The organism is Kitasatospora sp. CM 4170 (assembly GCF_032110285.1).
Lineage (GTDB): Bacteria > Actinomycetota > Actinomycetes > Streptomycetales > Streptomycetaceae > Kitasatospora > Kitasatospora aburaviensis.
This window is the reverse complement of sequence record NZ_CP134877.1, coordinates 953,306-971,583: the sequence shown is the minus strand read 5'-3', so window position 1 is coordinate 971,583 and position 18,278 is coordinate 953,306. Positions and strand designations below refer to the sequence as shown.

The window sequence follows — 18,278 nt, the reverse complement described above, 5'->3', positions numbered from 1 at the left end:
CCCGCGCACCCACCACACCCACCCCGCCCCGAGCACTACCCCGCAGGAGATGGTTCACGTGACAGGCGCACCCGTACTGGCGCTGCGCGAGGTCTCCAAGCGCTTCGGCGCCGTCCAGGCACTCACCGACGTCGACCTCGACGTCCACGCGGGCGAGGTCGTCGCCCTGGTCGGCGACAACGGCGCCGGCAAGTCCACCCTGGTCAAGACGATCGCCGGGGTCCACCCGATCGACGAGGGCACCATCAGCTGGGAGGGGCGCGAGGTACGCATCGCCCGCCCCCAGGACGCCCAGACGCTCGGCATCGCCACCGTCTACCAGGACCTCGCCCTCTGCGACAACCTCGACGTCGTCGCCAACCTCTTCCTCGGCCGTGAGCTGCGCCGCCACGGCACGCTGGACGAGGTCGCCATGGAACGCCGCGCCAAGGAGCTCCTGGACACCCTCTCGATCCGGATCCCGAGCGTGCGGATCCCGATCGCCGCCCTCTCCGGCGGGCAGCGGCAGGTCGTGGCGATCGCCCGCGCCCTCGTCGGCGACCCGCGGATCGTCATCCTCGACGAGCCCACCGCCGCCCTCGGCGTCGAGCAGACCGCACAGGTCCTCGACCTGGTCGAGCGACTGCGCGAGCGCGGCCTCGGCGTGATCCTGATCAGCCACAACATGGCCGACGTCCGCGCGGTGGCCGACACCGTCGCCGTCCTGCGCCTGGGCCGCAACAACGGCACCTTCCCGGTCGCCGGCACCACGTCCGAGGAGATCATCTCCGCCATCACCGGCGCCACCGACAACGCCGTCACCCGGCGCCAGGCACGCATCGCGGAGGAAGCGAAGTGAGCACCAGCCAGACCACCCCCACCGCCGACACCCCCGCCACCCCCGCCTCCCCGGCGGTGGACCCGCGCCTGCTGGTGCGCCAGGGCGGTGTCGCCGGCTACGTGGACGAGTTCCGCCGCAAGATCAAGAGCGGTGACCTCGGCTCCCTGCCGGTCGTCATCGGCCTGGTCCTGATCGCGGTCATCTTCCAGAGCGTCACCGGCCACTTCCTGCAGGCCGACAACCTGACCAACATCACCAAGTGGATCGCCGGCCCCGGTCTGATCGCCGTCGGTGTGGTCTTCGTCCTGCTGCTCGGCGAGATCGACCTCTCGCTGGGCTCCATCGCCGGTGTCACCGCGGCGATCACCTCGGTGCTGGCCGTGCGCGAGGGCCTCAACGAAGGCCTCGCCATCCTGATCGCGATCGCCGCCGCAGTGGCCATCGGCGCCCTGCACGGCTTCTTCTTCGCCAAGATCGGCGTGCCCGCGTTCGTCGTCACCCTGGCCGGCATGCTCGCCTGGAGCGGCCTCCAGGACTACGTGCTCGGCAAGCTCGGCACCATCAACAACATCAACGACGGTGTCGTCGCCAACCTGGACACCTACTTCCTGGGCGACGGCGACATAGCCTTCGCCTGGGTGCTCGCGATCCTCGCCATCGGCGTCTTCCTGGCCGGCCAGCTGATCGAGGCCCGCCGCCGCGCCGCCGCCGGCCTCCCGGGCCGGACCACCGGCGAGATCGCGCTGCGCACCGGCGCCCTCGCGGTGCTCGCCCTCGTCGGCGCGTACACCCTCAACCAGGACCGCGGCCTGCCGCTGCCCCTGGTGATCCTGCTCGGCGTCGTCGTGCTGACCGACTTCGTGCTGCGCCGCACCTCGTACGGCCGGAAGATCTTCGCGGTCGGCGGCGGCATCGAGGCCGCGCGCCGGGCGGGCATCAACGTCGCCCGGGTCCGCATCTCGGTCTTCATGATCTCGGCCGGCCTGGCCGGGCTCGGCGGCCTGTTCATCGCCTCGCAGCAGGGCTCCGCGGACAAGGCGCTGGGCAGCGGCAACGTCCTGATGAGCGCCATCGCGGCCGCGGTCATCGGCGGCACCAGCCTCTTCGGCGGGCGCGGCAAGACCTGGTCGGCGCTGCTCGGCATCCTGGTCATCCAGTCGATCACCACCGGCCTGGACATGGTCCACGCCGCGCAGGCCATCCAGTACATGATCACCGGCGCGGTGCTGCTCGCCGCCGTCGTGCTCGACTCGGTCTCGCGCCGTACCCAGAAGTCCTCGGGTCGCGGCTGACCCGTACCCCGAGACCGGCCCGGTACCCACCCCCACGGGTACCGGGCCTTGGCGTGTTCCGGGGGCGGGGGGCGGGGCGGGGGGCGAGGGGCCCGGGGTTCCGGGCGGGCTCTGCTCGGGACGTTCGCCCCTGCCGGGCGGCGGACGGCTCCCCGCACCCTGGAGACCGTGCGCCCTGGCCCGGGGAGGTCGGCGGCGCGAACCGAGTCCAGAGGAAGAGTTCCCGCCATGCCCGCCGAGTCGATCGCGCACCGTCTGGTGAACGCGTTCTTCACCCACTGCCACGAGTGCGACGAACCGGCCGACCCCGACTGCCACCCCCGGGCGCACTGGCGGCTCTACCTCGACCTCGACCCGGAGACCCTCGTGCGGATCCGCCGGTGGGCCCTGGACCCGGCCAGCCACGCCGGCACCGAGGCGGAGCGGACGATCCTGCTGCACTGGCTGGACGCCCAGGAGGCCTGAGCACGGCGGGCGGCGGCACTGCGGGGCGGCGGGGCACTGCGGCGGGTTCGGTGCGGGCCCGGACGGACCCGCACCTGCTCGGGCTGTCGCCCCTGCCGTCGTCGCCCGTCATCCGGTGCCGGGGAGCCGGGCCTCCAGGTGGCCGGAGAGCACCCGGGTCTCGAACACGGGCTGCCGGGCGGTGGCGGGCCCGCTCACGACCTCGCCGTCCCGCAGCCGGAACCGGCTGCCGTGCCAGGGGCAGCGCAGGCACCCGTCGACCACCGAGCCCTGGGAGAGCGGACCGGACAGGTGGGCGCAGCGTTCGGCGAGCACCGCGAAGGAGTCACCGGTCCGGACCACCACGACGGCCAGTTCGCCGGCCATCCGGAGGGCCGGAACGCCTTCGGTGAACTCGTCCACCGGCCCGAGATCGAACCAGTCGGGCGGAGCCAGTCGGTGCACCGCGGCCGTGCGGTTCGGCCCGGCCGCCTGGTGGTAGGCGAGGTGGCCGCCGAGCGCGGCGGCGGCGGAGACAGCGGTCAGCCCGGCCCAGCCGAGCAGCCGGCCGCCCCGTGGGTGGCCCCGGCAGCGGCAGGCCAGCGAACCCGCGTACAGCAGCACGCCGGCGATGTTCGCCGTGGCGTGGACGAGGCCCGTTCGGCGGCGGGGCGTGTCGAGCTCGGCCCAGTCGGTCCAGCCGGCCAGTGCGGCGGGGCCGACGGTGGCCAGACCGGCCGCGACCAGCACGCCGGCCGCCCGTCGGTGGCAGGTGGCGTCGAGCAGTCCGGCCGACACCCAGCAGCCGAGCGGCAGCTGCGCGAGCGCCGGGTGGAGCGGGTGTCCGAGCGGGACGCCGTGCAGGATGTCGCGGTACCGGCCCAGCGGCAGCGCCTCGAAGACGTTGTGCAGGGACCCGGCCGGTGCGTCCAGGAAGTCCCAGTCGGCCGGCGCGTCCAGGGCGTCGCGCAGCCGTCGGGACCGGAGGGGGATGTGCGCGATGGTGTCCATGCCCGGCGGCTAGCCACAGCCCGCACACTCAAACATCGGCGCGCCGTCTTCGCCGCAGGCCGGGCGGCCGCGTCGCAGGGCGGGCGGTCACGGCCCGACCCGGGCCGCCGCCCGGACGGCCGCCGCGTGCGGGTCGGTGCGCGGGTCGTAGCGCCAGAGGGCGGGCAGCGCGGCCGCGAGCACGCCGGCGGAGGCGAGGCAGAGCAGGCCGCCGGAGCGGAGTGCGGCGCGCACGCCGTAGCGGGCGGCCAGGCCCCCGGCGCGGATGTCGCCGAGGGCGGGCCCGGCGGAGCCGATCAGCAGTTCCAGGCCGGCCGCCCGGAGCCCCGAGCCCGGCACGCTGCTCCGTACGACGACCCCGCCGACCCCGGCGCCCAGGTGCGGGCCACCGCAGCGCCCCGAGCCGCCCAGGTGGGCGCCCCCGAAACGTTTCTGACGCCCTGCTAGGGTCCGAGGATGTGACGGACAGGGCGACGAAGCAGTACGAGACCATGCAGGCGCACTTCCGGCGGGCCGCCGAGCAGCGGGGCTTCGCCGTGGATCCGGCGCAACGGCCGGCCGTGGAGCGGCTGTCGCAGCTGGCCGGGGAGCTCGCCCGGGTCGGTCTGTTCAACCGCCACCCACCGCGACACGTCTACCTGTGGGGCCCGGTGGGCCGGGGCAAGAGCTGGTTGGTGGACACCTTCCTGGACGGGCTGGCCACCCCCCGTGCGCGGCGGCTGCACTTCCACGACTTCTTCCGCCGCCTGCACGAGGGCGTCGCCCTGCACACCGCCGACCCGCACCGGGAGGCGGCCGGCGAGCGGGTGGCCGCGGTCGACCGGGCCGTGGACGAACTGCTCGGCGACTGCCGGGTCCTGGTCTTCGACGAGTTCCACGCCCACGACGCCGGGGACGCGATGCTCGTGGCCCGGCTCTTCCGGACCCTGCTGGACCGGCGGATCACCCTGGTCACCACGTCCAACTACCCGCCCGCCGGGCTGATGCCGAACCCGCTGTACCACCACCTCTTCGAGCCGACGATCCGGCTGATCGAGGAGCGGATGGACGTGGTGGAGATCGCGGGCCCGGTGGACTTCCGCCGGGAGCGGCGCTCGTCGGCGGAGGGCGGGCGGCAGCGCTTCACGCAGGGCGCGCGGCTTCGGACCGGTGACGAGAGCGGCCTGCGCGCGCTCGGCCTCAGCGCGCCGACCGCGGCCGAGGCGGCCGAGGTGGTGGTGCACGGCCGCCCGCTGCGAGCGGCGGCGGTCCGCGACGGTGAGGCGTGGTTCGGCTTCGCCGAGCTGTGCGAGGGGCTGACCTCCGCCGCCGACCAGCTGGCGCTCGCCGAACGCTTCCCCACCCTGGTGCTCACCGGCGTGCCGGCGCTGGAGGACGCGACCGCGGACGGGCGCCGGCGCTTCGCCGACCTGGTGGACGTCTGCTGTGACCGGGACGTCCGGCTGGTGCTGATCGGCGCCGACCCGATCTCCGGACCGGCTCCCGACGAGAGCCTCGTCCGCGACCTGGACCGGACGGCCAGCCGGCTCGCCCTGCTCAGGTCCACCTGACGCACCGGCGCGCGGTCCGTGGCGCGGGCCCTACGCCGGGCCGTCGCCGTGGCCGAGGGGGTCCGGGACCGGGGCGAGCAGGTCGGCGCCGTTGTTGCGGACGCTGTTGACGTCGGTGGAGACCGGCCGCAGGAGCAGTTCGCCGCCCGCCGGCGTGTGCAGCAGCCCGCGCAGCCCCACCGGGTCGGTGTGCTCGGGGTCGAGCCACGCGTCCAGGTCGGCCGGGCCGATGGTGAGCGGCATCCGGTCGTGGACGCGCCCGGCTGCGTCGGTGGCGTCGGTGGTGATGATCGTGGCCGTGGCCAGCCAGGCGGCCGGGTCGTCCTCGGGCACCGAACGGTCGCGCCAGAACTCGTAGAGCCCGGCCATCACCATCGGCCCGCCCTCGGCCGGGTGGAGGAAGTACGGCTGCTTGTACGCCTTGCGGCCGTCGCAGGCGGGCACCTGCACCCACTCGTAGTAGCCGTCGGCGGGCAGGACGCAGCGCCGCTTGGCGAAGGCGGACCGGAAGGCGGGCTTCTCGTGCACCGTCTCGGACCGGGCGTTGATCATCCGGGCCCCGCCGTTCGGGTCCTTCGACCAGGACGGGACCAGGCCCCAGCGCACCGGGCGGAGCTGTCGGGAGAGCTCGCCGGTGTCGTGGTCGACGCGTTCCAGCACCGTCCAGACCGGGTCGGTGGGCGCCACGTTCCAGCTCGGCGCGAGGGTCTCGACCGGGGTCCACCGGGTCACCCCGAGCAGCTCGACCAGGTCCTGTGGGGTCGTGGTGGAGACGAAGCGTCCGCACATGCCCACCACTCTGCCATCCGCGGCGGGCCGATCGCCCGTACGGCCCCTAAAGCGCGTCGGTGGCGCCGGCCCGCGCGGTGCGGTCGGCCGGTGCAGGCGGGGGTCGGCTTCGGCGGGCTCAGCCCACGCGCCCCGCGGCCGCCGACAGGTCCCGCTCCGCGGGCCGGTGGTGCGCGGTGGCGGACAGCATCGGTGCGGTGTGCCGCTCCGGCCGGTGCGCGGCCGGCTCGGTGATACGGCTGCGCGGCACGGTCTCCTCGTCGGGGATCAGCGGCACCAGCCGGCGTGCGGCCAGGTGCCCGACCCAGTGCCGGTGGCACTCGGGGCAGGCCTGCGCTCCGTCGGCGGAGTAGGGGGACGCGACCGGGATGCCGTTGAGGGAGAAGTACTCCCAATCGGTGCCGTCCTCGTCCCGGACGTGCTGGAGGTCGAAGTCCGCGCTCCACTGGTGCCAGCAGTGGCCGCAGGTGAACTCGACCCGTTCCACCGCCAGTTCGGTGATCATCTCCTGCTCCTCTCCGGTCTCGCTCTCCGGTCTCGCGGTCCCCGGGGCCTGCGGCAGGACGCCGTGCGGGCCGGCCGCAGCCGGATCCCACTCACTGCTTCGTATACCCCTACGTGCCCTCGATGGCAAGGGGGTGCGGGTGGCAGGCCCGCCACGGCCCGGTGGCGCAGCCGATGCGGCAGTGCGTCCGGCCGGGGGTCAGCGCTTCGGCGGCGCCGATTCCAGTGCCTCGCGCAGCCGCCCGCCCGAGGCGGCGAGGAGCGCGGCGGCCGCCGGCGCGTCCACCCCGGCGAGGACGACCAGGACGGCGTCCTTGGCCCGGCCGCCGGTCGCCGCCAGCGCGGCCCGCACCGTGGCCCCGTCCGCGCCGGTCGCCTCGGCGACGATCCGCTGCGCCCGGTCGCGGAGCTTCTCGTTGACCGCTCGGAGGTCGACCATCAGATTGCCGTACGTCTTGCCGAGCCGGACCATGACGGCGGTCGAGAGCAGGTTCAGCACCAGCTTCTGCGCCGTGCCGGCCTTGAGCCGCGTCGAGCCCGCCACCACCTCGGGGCCGACCTCCACCTCGATGGCCAGCTCGGCCGCGGCCGCCAGCGCCGAACCCCGGGTGCAGGCCAGCCCCACGGTCAGCGCCCCGGCGGCACGTGCCCGGCGGACGGCGGCCACCGTGTACGGCGTCCGGCCGGAGGCCGAGACGCCCACCAACGTGTCGGCCGGCGTGAGGGCCAGCGCCTCCAGATCGGCGACGGCGAGTTCGGGCCGGTCCTCAGCGCCCTCGACGGCGCCGACCAGGGCCGCCGCCCCGCCCGCGATCACGCCCACCACCTGGTCGGGGCCGGTGCCGAAGGTCGGGGGGCACTCGCTCGCGTCCAGCACCCCGAGCCGCCCCGCCGTCCCTGCGCCCGCGTACACGAGCCGGCCGCCCGCGCCCATCCGGGCCGCGACGGCGTCGACCACGGCCGCGATCGGCTCCAGCCGGGCGGCGACCGCCTCGGCGACGGTGCGGTCCTCGGCGTTCATCAGCCGCAGGAGGTCGATCGTCGGCAGGCGGTCGATCCCGGACCACTCCGGCCGTACCGCCTCGGTCACTGCGGGCCCGGCCGCCGCGGCGGCCGGGCCATGGGGCGCCGGGGGCGCCGTCGGGGCCGGTTCGGTCGGCTGCTCGCTCTCCACGAGGCCCTTCTCCCCACGGCGGAGCGGAGCCAACCGGCTCGACTCCGTTCGGGCGGGTCCTTCGGCGTGCGCACGCATGGGCGGAGCGGATCGGGGCAGGTGCCCGGGAGAGGGAGGCCTGCCATGGACCGTGACCGGACCGTCGCCACCCTGATGGAGCAGTACGGGCGGACCTATGCCGACGAGGCGGGGATCACGCTGCGCGACACCCCTGCGCCGCTCTACCAACTGCTCGTCCTGACGGTGCTCTGTTCGGTCCGGATCAGCGCCGCCACGGCCGTCGCCGCCGCCCGGGAGCTCTTCGCGGACGGCCTGCGGACACCGCGGGCCATGACCGGGTCGACCTGGCGGGCACGGGTGGACGCGCTCGGGCGCGCCCACTACGTGCGGTACGACGAGAGCACCGCGACCGCGCTGGGCCGCGGCGCCGAGCTGCTGCTCGACCGCTGGCACGGCGATCTCCGGCGGCTGCGCGACGAGGCCGGCGGATCACCCGACCGGGTGCTGGTCCTGCTCCGGGAGTTCCCGCGGATCGGGCCGGTCGGGGCGGGGATCTTCTGCCGCGAGGCCCAGGAGGTCTGGCCCGGGCTGCGGCCCTTCTTCGACGAGCGGGTGCGCCGCGTCGCCGCGGACCTCGGCCTGCCGCACTCGGCCGAGGGCCTGGCGGAGCTGGTCGGGGCCGGTGAACGGGCCCGGCTGGCCGCGGCGCTGACCCGGGTCGGCCTGGCGCACGGGGAGCCGGGCGAGCTGCTGGAGGCGTCGGCGGCCGGGGCGCACCGCTGACCGGGCCGATCCGCGCCCGGACCCGGTCAACCGCCGCGGCTCAGGCCGTCCAGCGGCTCAGGCCATCCAGAAGAAGACCGCCGTCATCCGCCGCTCCTCCAGCGTGATGCCCGAGTACGCGGTGGCGCTGTGGATCAGGTTGGCGTGGTAGAGCAGGAGGCGGTTGTACTTGTTGGGGACGCGGACGTCCTCGGCGAACGCGTCACCGGGGACGTGCCGGGTGCCCAGGGCCTCGACCAGGTTGTTGTGGGGGGCGTTGACCAGGTTGCCGCCGAGCCGGCCGCCCGGGAACTGCTGGCGGTAGAAGCTGGTGCCGGCGTCCTTGGGGGCGTCGGGGGAGAGGTAGAGCACCGCGGCGTAGCGGCAGAGCGCCCGCGAGTCGGTGTGCGGGCGCGAGTCCGACTCGCCGGCGCCGACGAGCTGGACGCAGTTGTGGTTGAGCGTGCCGCCGCCGGGCGTGCTCTGCACCCAGAGCCGGGAGGCGCCGGTCGACCTGCGCACCAGGGCCTCCACCCGGGCCAGCTCGTCGGCCTCCAGGCCGGGCATGGTGCGCAGACCGGGCCAGGCCTCGGGCCGGTAGGGGTGGCCCTGGGTCCAGTCGCCACGGGTCAGGACCCGCTCGCGGACGGCGTCGGGGTCCGGCAGGACGTCGTCCAGGACCCAGTAGTCCCGGCCGGGAGTGGGTTTGCGGTAGGGCAGGACCGGTAGGGCCGTCCGCCTCGGGGGCTGTGGGGGCATGCGCCGACCATAGGCGCGGAGATCGCCAACGTTCTGCCGTGAGCAGGTCAACCTTTCGTCAACTGCCCGGAGCCCTCGGCGTGCGGCTCCGGGAACCTTTCCGGGGGCGGAATCGTCCCGTCCGGATATACGTGTGTTTCTTGATCACAAGGGGTGGGACATGCCCGTCACGCTGGGCGAAGAGGTCATGCTGCTGTCGCTGGACGACGAGAGCGGCCAGGCGAAGGACCGGTGGGCGGCCGGCTGGACCGTCACCAGCGGCCTGCTGCTGGAGCTGACGTTTGCCGGAAGCGTCAGGACCGACGGCGGCCGGCTGGAGGTGGTCGACCTCTCGCCGACCGGCCTCGCGCTGCTCGACGGCCTGCTGGAGAGGATCGCGGCCTGGACCCGGACCACCAAGTCCCCGACGGTCGCGGGCTGGCTGATGAAGGACCAGGGCAAGAGCGTCGAGGCGACGCTGGCGAGCCTGTGCGAGCGCGGCATCGTCACCCAGGAACAGCACCGGATGCTCGGGCTCTTCCCGGTCCGCCGCTACCCGGAGGCGGACGGCGCGGTCGAGCGCGAGCTGCGCGGCCGGCTCGCCAGGGTGGTGCTGGAGGGCGCCGAGCCGGACGGGCGTACGAGCGGACTGATCGCCCTGCTCCACGGCGCGCGTCTGCACCGGCTGGCCTTCCCCGATCTGGCTCGTGGACAGGTCGTGGCACGGATGGCCGAGATCGCCGACGGCCAGTGGGCGGGGGACGCCGTCCGGGACGGGATCCGTGCCACCCAGGCCGCACTGGGCGTCCTCGCCGCCACCGCGGCGATCGCAGTGGTCTCCTGACACCTCCTCCGCCCGTCCCCGCCGGCGCCGGCGCCCCGCGCGGGCGGGGGCGGCCGGCGCCGACCGGTCGAGTGCCGGCCGGTTCAGGGTTCAGGTCACTGGCCGTTCAGCACCGGCCGTTCAGCACTGACCGTCGGCGAGGACGAAGTAGCCGGGGGCGGTCTGCCTCAGGGTGTGGGTGGTGAAGGTGGTCCACAGGCCCATGTTCTGGCCGGAGCCGAGTGCGTGGGTGAGGCCGCCGCTCTGGGTGGCGCGGCCCGCCTTGACCTGGTTGTAGTTGTTGTCGGTGTAGCAGGGCTGCGTACCCCCGGCGGTGGTCGCCGTCACCGTCGTCGAGCGCTCGCCCTCGGTGCCCGCCGCGTCCACGGCGGCGACGCGGTAGCCGTAGGACGTGCCCGCGCTCAGGCCGGTGTCCGTGTACGAGGTGCTCGTCGGGCCGGCCACCTTGGCGCCGTCCCGGTACACCGCGTACGAGGCCGCACCGCTGACGGCCTGCCAGGTGAGCGCGACCGAGTCGGTTCCGGCGGCGGTCGCGGTCAGGGCGGCGGGTGCGGGCAGTGAAGGGGTGGTGGTGCCACCGCCGTCCAGGCCCCAGAACCGCGCGGTGTAGTAGCTGGAGCAGATCGTGTCGAGGAAGTAGCTGCCGGCGGCCCCGCACTGGTCGGCGCCGGAGCCCGGGTCGACCGCGAGGCCGTGCCCCATTCCCGCGATCGAGTAGAGCGCCACGGCGGGCCGGCCGTTCGGGTCGTGGTAGACCGACTCGGTGGTGCCGCCGGGCAGGCTCCGGGTGGCGGACGCGGTCTGGCCGATGCCCCACACGTCCGTCCACTGGTCGCGCAGTTCGGTCGCGTTGACCGGCTTCACGGTGGTGTCGGCGCCGCCCTGCCAGATCGCCACCCGCGGCCACGGCCCGCCGTACCCCGGGTACGCCCGGCGGGCCTTGTCCCCCCACTGGGCGGGCGTGAGCCGCTGGTCGGAGTTCTGGCAGCCGGATGCGGCGCTCTGGGCGGTGGCGCAGTGGGCGGGCAGCCCCGCGTCGATCGCCCCGCCGGCGAACACGTCCGGGTAGTCGGCCAGCAGGTCCGCGGCCATGCCGCCGCCCGCCGAGAGACCGGTGACGAACACCCGGTGGCCGTCCGAGCCGTACAGTGACTCGGCCTTGGCGACCATCTCGACCACCGACTTCGCCTCACCCACGCCCCGGCCGTCCTTGGTGGCGTCGAACCAGCTGAAGCAGGAGAGGGCGTTGTTGGTGGCGTCGGTCTGCGGGAAGACCACCGCGAAGCCGTAGAGGTCGGCGAACTTGGTCCAACCGGAATTGCGGTAGTAGTCGTTGGCGGTCTGGACGCAGCCGTGCATCGCGACCACCAGCGGGGCACCGGCCGGCAGGCCTGCCGGAACGTAGCTGTACATGGCGAGGTTGCCGGGGTTGGTGCCGAAGCCGGTGATCTGCTGGAACGTCCCGCTCACCGGGGCGTTCGCGGTGTCCGTGGCGGAGGCGGCGGTCGCCGCGGTGGCGGGGCCGGCGGCGAGCGCGCCCGCCGCCAGCAGTGCGGCGGCGGCGCAGCGGGCGAGCCGCCCGCCCCGCCGGCCCGGTACGGCGGACGGGCGGACGGTGGGACGGCGAGCGGGGTGGGGAGTGCCAGGAGGGGTGGGCGGCACGGCCATGGGGCGACTCCGGGGTGGGGGAGGAGTTCGGGTGGGACGCCCTGCAGCGTGGCGCGTCGGACCGCCGGGAGGTATGGGACGGTCAGACGGCCTCCCGCGGCCCGCCATGGCGGGCCGCGCCATGGCACCGCGACCACTCGCCGGCACGCCGTTCGGGCCCCGCGCCGGTGGCGGGGGAAACACGTCGGGCCCCGGCGACGCGGCCGGGGCCCGGTGGCCCGGGGGCGGTGGATCAGAGCGCGGCGAGCAGCCCGCAGAGCGCGAGGAAGCCGCAGATCCCGAAGTTGATCAGCTTGTGGGAGAGGAAGATCGCCGCGAACTCGCGGATCGTCGCACTCGGCCAGTAGTACGCCGCGGTCGGCGAGCCGAACACCTGCCCGTTGACGCCGGTCTTCCGGGCCGTCAGCGCGGCCCGGAAGGCGTGGAAGTTGTTGGTGACGATGACGCAGCGGTATCCGGGCTTGGCCTGCTCCATGAGCACCTTGCTGAACTGCAGGTTCTCCTCGGTGGTGCGGGAGCGGTCCTCGCGGGCGATCCGTTCCTCCGGGAACCCCTGCGCGACCAGGTAGTCGGCCATCGCGTGGGACTCCGGCAGCTTCTCGTCCGGCCCCTGGCCGCCCGAGGTGATCAGCACCGGCGGGTTGCCGCGCGCGGCCTGCTTCTCGTAGACCTCGCGGCCGCGGTTCAGCCGGCTGGCGAGCAGCGGCGGCACCCGCTCGCCGCCGATCAGGCCGGAACCGAGCACCACGACGAAGTCCACGTCCCCGCGCGGCCGGTGGCGGCCGTACAGGAAGGCGTAGCCGACGAAGCAGACGAACAGGAAGGAGATGTAGCCGACCACCAGGGCGGCGGTGCCCGCGATGACGCCCAGCCGCACCGAGTCGGTCACCGCGGCGGCGACGAGCAGGGCGATCACCCCGAGGATGCCGAGGCCGGCGAGCAGCGAGAGCAGGTTGGCGGGCCGGAAGCCCTCTTTCCGGATCATGGTCAGGCCGTTGGAGATCAGGAAGCCGATCAGGACCAGCGTGCCGATCGCGGGCAGCAGGATGATCGCGGCGGCCGCCAGCTCCACCACCAGCGTCGGCGCCTTGCGCAGCTCGGCGAGCAGGGCCACGGCGAGCAGCGAGACGGCGATGCCGAGCAGCACGGCATTGCTGAACCGGCGGCGGTCGCGCAGGACCCCGATCCCGCACAGGACGAAGAACAGGGCCGCGGGGGCGTAGGCGATCATGCCCGTATCGTAGGTTGTTCAGATGTACGGCCTGCCGTGGCCCCGGAATGCCTGACGGTCGGCCACTCCGCCTCCGTGCCCTGCCAGTAGCTCCGCCACCCGCCGCCCCGTCCGTTGCCCGGCCCGTTGCCGGACGAGCCCCTCCTTGGCCGCCGCCCGCAGGTGTACGAGCGTGCTGCCGGACTCGGACTCGGACCCGGACTCAAGCCCTGCCTCGGATCCGGACCCGCCCACCGCGGTGAGACGGACCGTCACCAGGACCGGGTTCAGCCCCCACACCCCTCCACCGGCCATCACCCGGAACGTCCGCGTGCCCCGCGACACCGGGGGGACCCGCCGGCCGAGGCCGCGCAGCACCGCCTTCACCCGGGCCACGGCCTGGGCGTACGGCAGCGGCAGCTCCAACTCCTCCTCGTGGACGTCCTTCGGCAGCCGGCGCGCCACCCACTCCACGCCGCGCCGGCCGCTCGGAGCCCAGACGCCGATCGCCTGGGCGAGCAACGCGTCCTCGTCGTCCCTGTCCATGCGCGTGGCCTCCTTCCCGCGCCGAGCATGCCACCCGCCTACGACAACGCGCCCTGCCGGAGGAGGAGGTGACGCCCGGCAGGGCGCGGTGCCGCCGGCGGGCGCCGCCGCGCTAGGAGTCGCCAGCAGCGGCCCTCGCGGCCGGGGTTGCGCCGGACCGGGTTGTGTCGGACGGGGCGGTCGTGTCCGGGTCGGCCGCCGCCACCGCCGCCCGGCCGATCCGGCGCACGCCGGGTACCAGCGCCGTGCCGGCGCAGCTCACCCCGACCAGGGCGGCCGTGACCAGCAGGGGCGCGGGGGCGCCCCAGGCCTCGGCCGCCGCCGGGGCGAGCGCGTAGCCGAGCGGGGCGGCGGCCAGGGAGAACAGCCAGTCGTAGGAGGTCACCCGGGCCAGGACGTGGGCGGGGAACTCCTGTTGCACGACGGTCTGCCACACCGGACTGAGGTAGCCGACCCCGGCCATGGCCAGCCCGTACACGGGGACGGTGACCGGCGCCGGGAGCGGACCGGCGAGGGCGAGCAGGGGCAGCGCGAGCAGCGCGAGGCCTAGGTTGGCGGCGAGCACGGGTCGGCGTGGACGGAGGCGCCCGGCGAGCAGGGAGCCGGCGAGGACGCCTACCGCGCCGGCCTGGGTCATGGCCACCCAGACGCCTTCCCCGCCCAGGTCGCGGGTGGCGATCAGCGGGCCGAGGGTGAGCAGCACCGCGCTGGCGCCGTTCCACGTGCCGTGCGCGATCAGGCTGGTCCAGTACCAGTCGCGCGAGCGCACCTCGGTCCAGCCCTTGGTCAGATCGGCGAGGAGCGCGCGGCGCGGGGCGGGGGTGGGCCGGACGGTGAGCCTGGCGAGCAGGGCGGCGGAGGCGAGGAAGGAGAGACCGTCCAGGACGAAGGCCGAGCCGGCGCCCGTGGTGTACACCAGCAGGCCGGCCAGTGCGGGGCCGCCGAGCCGGGCCGCGTTGGCGGTGGAGGCCAGCAGCGCGTTGGCCCGCATCCGCAGCGGGCCGTCGACCGCCGCCGCGACGAGGGGCGTGGCGGTGGGCATGGCGAAGGCGGAGGCGGTGCCGCCGATCGCCTCGGCCACCGCGACGGCGGCCAGGCGCGGCTCCCCGCCGAGTAGTTCGACGCCGACGGCCAGTTGCGCGGCGGCCCGGACGAGGTCGGTCACCAGGGCCACGGTCCGCGGGTTGAAGCGGTCCCCGACGACGCCGCCGAGGGGGAGGAGCAGCAGTCGGGGCACCATCGCGCAGCCGAGGACGAGGGCGAGGGCGCCGGAGGAGCCGGTCGCCTGGGTGATGGCGATGGCCAGTGCCGTGGGGACGACGGCGTCGCCGAGGGTGGAGACGGTCCGCCCGATGTAGAGCAGGCGGAAGCCGGGAAGTCTCAGTGGATGAGTCACGGCGGGACTATATTTCGGCGCCGAAGTTTCGGCAACGAAATATTCGGCGGGTTGATCGACGCCACCTAGACTCGTGCCATGGACCACGCCGCGCGACGACCCGAGCCTCGCGACCAGCCGCCCCAGCAGCCGGCCGGCGGCCCGCGCGGCTGCCCCGGTGACCGGCCGAACGACTGGACGGACGGGCACGTCGAGCGCTGGCAGCCGGTTCTGCCGGAGCTCGACCCGGACATCGAGGGCGCCGTCACGCGGATGAACAAGCTCACCAAGCACCTGGGCCGGGTGCGTGAGCAGGGCGTCGCCGACTACGGGCTGCAGAAGCACGAGTTCGACACCCTGCACGAACTCGCCGGCCGCGGGGGCCGGGCCACCCCCTCCGAGCTGCGCGCCGATCTCAACCTCGCCCCGGCCTCGGTGACCGGCCGGCTGGAGACGCTGGAACGCCGGGGCTTCATCGTCCGCACCCCCTCCAACGAGGACCGCCGCCGCGTCGACGTCGAGCTGACCGAAGCCGGCCGGGAGGCCTGGCACGAGGCGCTGGACGTGGTCGGCCGGGAGGAGCGCCGCGTGCTCGGCGTGCTGGCGCCGGAGGAACGGCACCTGCTGTCCGACCTGCTGCGCCGCGTGCTCCTGGCCGTCGAGACCCCCACCGCCCCGGAGGGCCGGCCGTCCGAGCAGGCCTGATCGAAAGCCGGGCCGGCTGAACGCCGGGCTTGACCGAACGCCGGGTTGATCGAGCGCCGGGCGGTTCCCGCCGTCGTCGTTCCGGCCGCCGCCTCGAATGATCGGGAGCCTGGCGGGCGGCGTCTTTCAGAGCGGGCCGCCAGGCTCGCGGCCGGTGCTCTCGAACGCCCCGTCGCCGTCGTGGCCGTCGCCGTCGTTCGCGCCGTGGCGCCGGGAGCTCCGGCTCTCCGTCAGCGCTTCTCTGCGGGCAGCAGGGCGGCCAGGCCGTCGAGGATGCGCTCGACGCCGAAGGCGAAGCGGGTCTCCATGTCGGGCTCGGTGAGATCGCCCGCGAGCGCCGTCAGATTGGGGAACTCCTCCGGCGGCAGCGCGCGCAGCTGGTCGGCGGCCGCGTCGACGGCCTCGCGCCGGCTCGCCCCCATGGCCTCCGAGGCCGAGAGGGGTGACTGCTCCTGGAGGACGAAGCCCTGGACGTAGGTGCCGAGCAGGTAGGTGACCATGGCGGCGTCGGCGTCGCTGAAGCCGGCCTCGCGCAGCCGGTCGAGCTGATCCTCCTGGAGGCGCAGCAGGTTCGGGCCGGGGGCCAGGCGGCCGGCGACCACCTTGGCGGCATCGCGCCGGTCCAGTAGGTGGCGGCGGTGGCGGTGGCAGTACTCGCGGAGCTGGCTGCGCCAGTCGCCGACCCGTGGCGGGGCCTCGGCGCCCGCCATGATCGCGTCGTTGAGGAGGTCGAGCAGCTCCTCCTTGTTGCGCACGTGCCAGTACAGCGAAGCCGCTTTGACGCCGACCTCGGTGGCGACCTTGCGCATCGAGAGGCCGGCGAGGCCTTCCCGTTCCAGTACCTGCAGTGCGGCCAGGCCGAGGGCCTCCCTGGTGAGCGGGGGCTGGGTGTCGTCGTCGTTCGGCATGGGCCTCGCCTCCGTCGGGTCGGTGGGTCGCGTCCGGCCGGTACCGGTCGGCTCCGGATCCGGGGAATCCGACTTGCCGTCTAACAGTGTTAGGGGCATCCTATCCGTGCCAAGCGATCCCTAACACCGTTAGGGGCGTGAATCGGGGTTGTGGAACGGAGGCCTCCCGATGGGGGAGACAGGGGTGGCGAGCGCTCGGCACAAGCGGCTCGCACTGGTGACGCTCTGCGTCACGATGTTCATGTCGATGCTCGACAACGTCATCGTCGGCAACGCGCTGCCGAGGATCGGGCAGGACCTGCAGGCCGGCATCACCGGCCTGCAGTGGGTGGCCGAGGGGTACAGCCTGGTCTACGCCGCCCTGTTGCTCACCGGCGGCACGCTCGGCGACCGGTTCGGCCGCACCCGGGTCTTCCGGCTCGGCCTCGGCCTGTTCACCGCGGGCTCGGCCGTCGCCGCGCTCGCCGGGACCACCGGCTGGCTGATCGCCGCGCGGATGCTCCAAGGCGTCGGCGCCGCGCTGCTCACCCCGGGGAGCCTGGCGATCCTGCGGCACGTCTTCACCGACGAGCGCGAGCGCGCCCGGGCGATCGGCCTCTGGTCGGGCGTCTCGGCGCTCGGCCTCTCCGTCGGACCGGTGGTCGGCGGTCCCATGGTCGAGACCTTCGGTTGGGCGAGCGTGTTCTGGATCAACGTCCCGATCGGGCTGGGCGGCCTGCTGCTGGCCGGCCGGGTGCTGCCGGCCATCGCCCCGCGCGCCCGCCGGATCGACCTCGCCGGGCTCGCGCTCTCGGCCGCCGGCCTCGGCGCGCTCGTCTACGCGCTGGTCGAGGGGCCGTCCCGGGGCTGGACCGACGGCCTGGTGCTCGGCTGCGCGGGCGCGGCGGTGCTGCTGCTCACCGCGTTCGTCCTGCTCGAACTGCGCATCCCGGAGCCGATGCTGGACCTCCGGCTGTTCCGCGACGGCGTCCTCGGCGGGGCCCTGCTCAGCGGGTTCATGATCAGCTTCGGGATGTTCGGTGCGCTGTTCTTCCTGCCGCTGCTGATGCAGGGCGTCCTGGACTGGTCGCCGACGGCGGCCGGGATCGCCGGGCTGCCGATGACCGCGACGATCGTCGTGGCGGGCCCGATCTCAGCCCGGCTTGCCGGCCGTCACGGCCCGGGACTGCCGGTGGTGCTCGGGCTGGCGCTCTGCGCGGCCGGACTCGGCGGCCTCTCCTGCTACGGCGAGGACGCCCGGTACCCCACCTACGCGTGGACGCTGCTCACGCTGGGCCTCGGGATGGGGCTGACCTTCGCGCCGGTCTCCATCGCGGTGCTCCAGCGGGTCGCTCCGGCCCGGACCGGGATGGCCTCGGCGACCGTCAACACCCTGCGCGAGCTCGGCGGTGTGATCGGCATCGCCGTCCTCGGCGCCGTCCTGAGCCACCGGATGACCGAGAGCCTGACCGGCTCCCTGACGCGGCTCGGCCTCCCGGACGGGACGGTCGAGCAGGTCACCGACTCGGCGACCGGTTCGCTCTCGGGGCTCGGTGGCGGGCGGGCCGTGGACGCGCCGCTCCCGGTGCTGACCGCCGTGGAGGGCGCCTTCACCGACGGGGTGCAGCTCGCGCTGCGCTGCGGGTCCGGCGCCCTGGCCGTCACGGCGGTGGTGGTGGCCGTGCTGCTGCGGTCCGTGGCCAGGACGCCACTGCTCGCCGGGGCGACCGCTCCGACCGCTCCGACCGCTCCGACCGGTCCGGGCTCCGTGTCCTCGGCCGACGCGGGGGCGCCCGCCGGGCCCACGGCACGCCCGGAGACCCTGGTCGACGCCCGGACGGAGTGACGACGGCGACCGGCCGCCACCGCGACCGGCGGCCGACCACGGCCGGGGCCGCCGCAGACCGGCAGGCCCGTCGGAGACCGCCGGTGGCTGCCGGTGGCTGCCGTGGCCGGCGC

General features: G+C 74.7%; 19 protein-coding genes. 8 read left to right on the top strand and 11 right to left on the bottom strand.

Annotated features, from left to right (window positions below):
* Window positions 1-49 precede the first annotated feature (49 nt).
* The 3 genes from RMN57_RS04215 (at window position 50) to RMN57_RS04205 (ending at window position 2,577) form a co-directional block, all read left to right on the top strand.
* Window positions 50-838 carry an ATP-binding cassette domain-containing protein gene (locus RMN57_RS04215; protein ID WP_313761999.1) on the top strand — a complete coding sequence of 263 codons (789 nt, stop codon included), beginning with the start codon at window positions 50-52 and terminating at the stop codon, window positions 836-838.
* Window positions 835-2,112, top strand: a complete 1,278-nt coding sequence (locus tag RMN57_RS04210; protein ID WP_313761998.1) for an ABC transporter permease subunit — start codon at window positions 835-837, stop codon at window positions 2,110-2,112. The genes RMN57_RS04215 and RMN57_RS04210 overlap by 4 nt, the downstream gene beginning before the upstream one ends.
* Before the next feature lie 228 nt (window positions 2,113-2,340).
* Entirely contained in the window at window positions 2,341-2,577 is a 237-nt protein-coding gene (locus RMN57_RS04205; protein WP_313761997.1) for a hypothetical protein, read from the top strand.
* A gap of 108 nt (window positions 2,578-2,685) precedes the next feature.
* On the opposite strand, the gene RMN57_RS04200 is transcribed toward RMN57_RS04205, so the two are convergent.
* Together RMN57_RS04200 and RMN57_RS04195 are read right to left on the bottom strand one after the other, a co-directional pair.
* Window positions 2,686-3,567 carry a Rieske (2Fe-2S) protein gene (locus tag RMN57_RS04200; RefSeq protein ID WP_313761996.1) on the bottom strand — a complete coding sequence of 294 codons (882 nt, stop codon included), beginning with the start codon at window positions 3,565-3,567 and terminating at the stop codon, window positions 2,686-2,688.
* A gap of 87 nt (window positions 3,568-3,654) precedes the next feature.
* Window positions 3,655-3,906 carry a hypothetical protein gene (locus tag RMN57_RS04195; protein ID WP_313761995.1) on the bottom strand — a complete coding sequence of 84 codons (252 nt, stop codon included), beginning with the start codon at window positions 3,904-3,906 and terminating at the stop codon, window positions 3,655-3,657.
* A gap of 119 nt (window positions 3,907-4,025) precedes the next feature.
* Between RMN57_RS04195 and zapE the strand changes: the two genes are divergently transcribed.
* Complete coding sequence (gene zapE / locus RMN57_RS04190; RefSeq protein WP_313761994.1) at window positions 4,026-5,117, top strand: cell division protein ZapE; 1,092 nt, start codon at window positions 4,026-4,028, stop codon at window positions 5,115-5,117.
* A 30-nt stretch (window positions 5,118-5,147) separates the two neighbouring features.
* Here the strand turns inward: zapE and RMN57_RS04185 are convergent, their stop codons facing one another.
* From RMN57_RS04185 to murQ, 3 genes are all read right to left on the bottom strand, one after another.
* Window positions 5,148-5,906: an SOS response-associated peptidase gene (locus RMN57_RS04185; protein WP_313761993.1), complete on the bottom strand. Its 759-nt coding sequence runs from the start codon at window positions 5,904-5,906 to the stop codon at window positions 5,148-5,150.
* Between the two features lie 118 nt (window positions 5,907-6,024).
* The gene (locus tag RMN57_RS04180; RefSeq protein ID WP_313761992.1) at window positions 6,025-6,411 is read right to left on the bottom strand and encodes a hypothetical protein; all 387 of its coding nucleotides are present in this window, start codon (window positions 6,409-6,411) and stop codon (window positions 6,025-6,027) included.
* 198 nt (window positions 6,412-6,609) lie between these two features.
* The gene (murQ, locus tag RMN57_RS04175) at window positions 6,610-7,584 is read right to left on the bottom strand and encodes an N-acetylmuramic acid 6-phosphate etherase (protein ID WP_380234246.1); all 975 of its coding nucleotides are present in this window, start codon (window positions 7,582-7,584) and stop codon (window positions 6,610-6,612) included.
* 123 nt (window positions 7,585-7,707) lie between these two features.
* Between murQ and RMN57_RS04170 the strand changes: the two genes are divergently transcribed.
* Window positions 7,708-8,367, top strand: a complete 660-nt coding sequence (locus RMN57_RS04170; protein ID WP_313761991.1) for an endonuclease — start codon at window positions 7,708-7,710, stop codon at window positions 8,365-8,367.
* 57 nt (window positions 8,368-8,424) lie between these two features.
* Here RMN57_RS04170 and RMN57_RS04165 read toward each other — a convergent pair whose 3' ends face one another.
* The gene (locus RMN57_RS04165) at window positions 8,425-9,105 is read right to left on the bottom strand and encodes a DUF6445 family protein (protein WP_313761990.1); all 681 of its coding nucleotides are present in this window, start codon (window positions 9,103-9,105) and stop codon (window positions 8,425-8,427) included.
* Between the two features lie 160 nt (window positions 9,106-9,265).
* Between RMN57_RS04165 and RMN57_RS04160 the strand changes: the two genes are divergently transcribed.
* Window positions 9,266-9,928 carry a GPP34 family phosphoprotein gene (locus RMN57_RS04160; RefSeq protein WP_313761989.1) on the top strand — a complete coding sequence of 221 codons (663 nt, stop codon included), beginning with the start codon at window positions 9,266-9,268 and terminating at the stop codon, window positions 9,926-9,928.
* Between the two features lie 120 nt (window positions 9,929-10,048).
* On the opposite strand, the gene RMN57_RS04155 is transcribed toward RMN57_RS04160, so the two are convergent.
* The 4 genes from RMN57_RS04155 to RMN57_RS04140 all read right to left on the bottom strand — a co-directional run bounded on the left by RMN57_RS04155 (window position 10,049) and on the right by RMN57_RS04140 (window position 14,748).
* Window positions 10,049-11,596, bottom strand: coding sequence for a PHB depolymerase family esterase (locus RMN57_RS04155; RefSeq protein WP_313761988.1), 1,548 nt, complete (start codon window positions 11,594-11,596; stop codon window positions 10,049-10,051).
* Between the two features lie 232 nt (window positions 11,597-11,828).
* Window positions 11,829-12,827: a YdcF family protein gene (locus RMN57_RS04150; protein ID WP_313761987.1), complete on the bottom strand. Its 999-nt coding sequence runs from the start codon at window positions 12,825-12,827 to the stop codon at window positions 11,829-11,831.
* Window positions 12,828-12,845: 18 nt separating this feature from the next.
* Window positions 12,846-13,352: a hypothetical protein gene (locus RMN57_RS04145; protein ID WP_313761986.1), complete on the bottom strand. Its 507-nt coding sequence runs from the start codon at window positions 13,350-13,352 to the stop codon at window positions 12,846-12,848.
* Between the two features lie 112 nt (window positions 13,353-13,464).
* Window positions 13,465-14,748 (bottom strand): MFS transporter, encoded by a 1,284-nt coding sequence (locus RMN57_RS04140; RefSeq protein ID WP_313761985.1) that lies wholly within the window; start codon window positions 14,746-14,748, stop codon window positions 13,465-13,467.
* Between the two features lie 78 nt (window positions 14,749-14,826).
* Between RMN57_RS04140 and RMN57_RS04135 the strand changes: the two genes are divergently transcribed.
* The gene (locus tag RMN57_RS04135; RefSeq protein ID WP_313761984.1) at window positions 14,827-15,432 is read left to right on the top strand and encodes a MarR family winged helix-turn-helix transcriptional regulator; all 606 of its coding nucleotides are present in this window, start codon (window positions 14,827-14,829) and stop codon (window positions 15,430-15,432) included.
* Window positions 15,433-15,662: 230 nt separating this feature from the next.
* Here the strand turns inward: RMN57_RS04135 and RMN57_RS04130 are convergent, their stop codons facing one another.
* On the bottom strand, window positions 15,663-16,340 hold the full coding sequence (locus RMN57_RS04130; protein WP_313761983.1) for a TetR/AcrR family transcriptional regulator: 678 nt from the start codon (window positions 16,338-16,340) through the stop codon (window positions 15,663-15,665).
* Between the two features lie 169 nt (window positions 16,341-16,509).
* Here RMN57_RS04130 and RMN57_RS04125 point away from each other — a divergent pair, with 169 nt between their 5' ends.
* Entirely contained in the window at window positions 16,510-18,165 is a 1,656-nt protein-coding gene (locus tag RMN57_RS04125) for an MFS transporter (RefSeq protein WP_313761982.1), read from the top strand.
* Window positions 18,166-18,278 lie beyond the last annotated feature (113 nt).

What these genes read in the sequence shown, in the direction of transcription:
- RMN57_RS04215 (WP_313761999.1), top strand. Translation starts at nt 50, where the DNA reads ATGGTTCACGTGACAGGCGCACCCGTACTGGCGCTGCGCGAGGTCTCC.
- RMN57_RS04205 (WP_313761997.1), top strand. Translation starts at nt 2,341, where the DNA reads ATGCCCGCCGAGTCGATCGCGCACCGTCTGGTGAACGCGTTCTTCACC.
- RMN57_RS04200 (WP_313761996.1), bottom strand. Translation starts at nt 3,567, where the DNA reads ATGGACACCATCGCGCACATCCCCCTCCGGTCCCGACGGCTGCGCGAC.
- RMN57_RS04185 (WP_313761993.1), bottom strand. Translation starts at nt 5,906, where the DNA reads ATGTGCGGACGCTTCGTCTCCACCACGACCCCACAGGACCTGGTCGAG.
- RMN57_RS04180 (WP_313761992.1), bottom strand. Translation starts at nt 6,411, where the DNA reads ATGATCACCGAACTGGCGGTGGAACGGGTCGAGTTCACCTGCGGCCAC.
- RMN57_RS04170 (WP_313761991.1), top strand. Translation starts at nt 7,708, where the DNA reads ATGGACCGTGACCGGACCGTCGCCACCCTGATGGAGCAGTACGGGCGG.
- RMN57_RS04165 (WP_313761990.1), bottom strand. Translation starts at nt 9,105, where the DNA reads ATGCCCCCACAGCCCCCGAGGCGGACGGCCCTACCGGTCCTGCCCTAC.
- RMN57_RS04160 (WP_313761989.1), top strand. Translation starts at nt 9,266, where the DNA reads ATGCCCGTCACGCTGGGCGAAGAGGTCATGCTGCTGTCGCTGGACGAC.
- RMN57_RS04155 (WP_313761988.1), bottom strand. Translation starts at nt 11,596, where the DNA reads ATGGCCGTGCCGCCCACCCCTCCTGGCACTCCCCACCCCGCTCGCCGT.
- RMN57_RS04150 (WP_313761987.1), bottom strand. Translation starts at nt 12,827, where the DNA reads ATGATCGCCTACGCCCCCGCGGCCCTGTTCTTCGTCCTGTGCGGGATC.
- RMN57_RS04145 (WP_313761986.1), bottom strand. Translation starts at nt 13,352, where the DNA reads ATGGACAGGGACGACGAGGACGCGTTGCTCGCCCAGGCGATCGGCGTC.
- RMN57_RS04135 (WP_313761984.1), top strand. Translation starts at nt 14,827, where the DNA reads ATGGACCACGCCGCGCGACGACCCGAGCCTCGCGACCAGCCGCCCCAG.
- RMN57_RS04130 (WP_313761983.1), bottom strand. Translation starts at nt 16,340, where the DNA reads ATGCCGAACGACGACGACACCCAGCCCCCGCTCACCAGGGAGGCCCTC.
- RMN57_RS04125 (WP_313761982.1), top strand. Translation starts at nt 16,510, where the DNA reads ATGGGGGAGACAGGGGTGGCGAGCGCTCGGCACAAGCGGCTCGCACTG.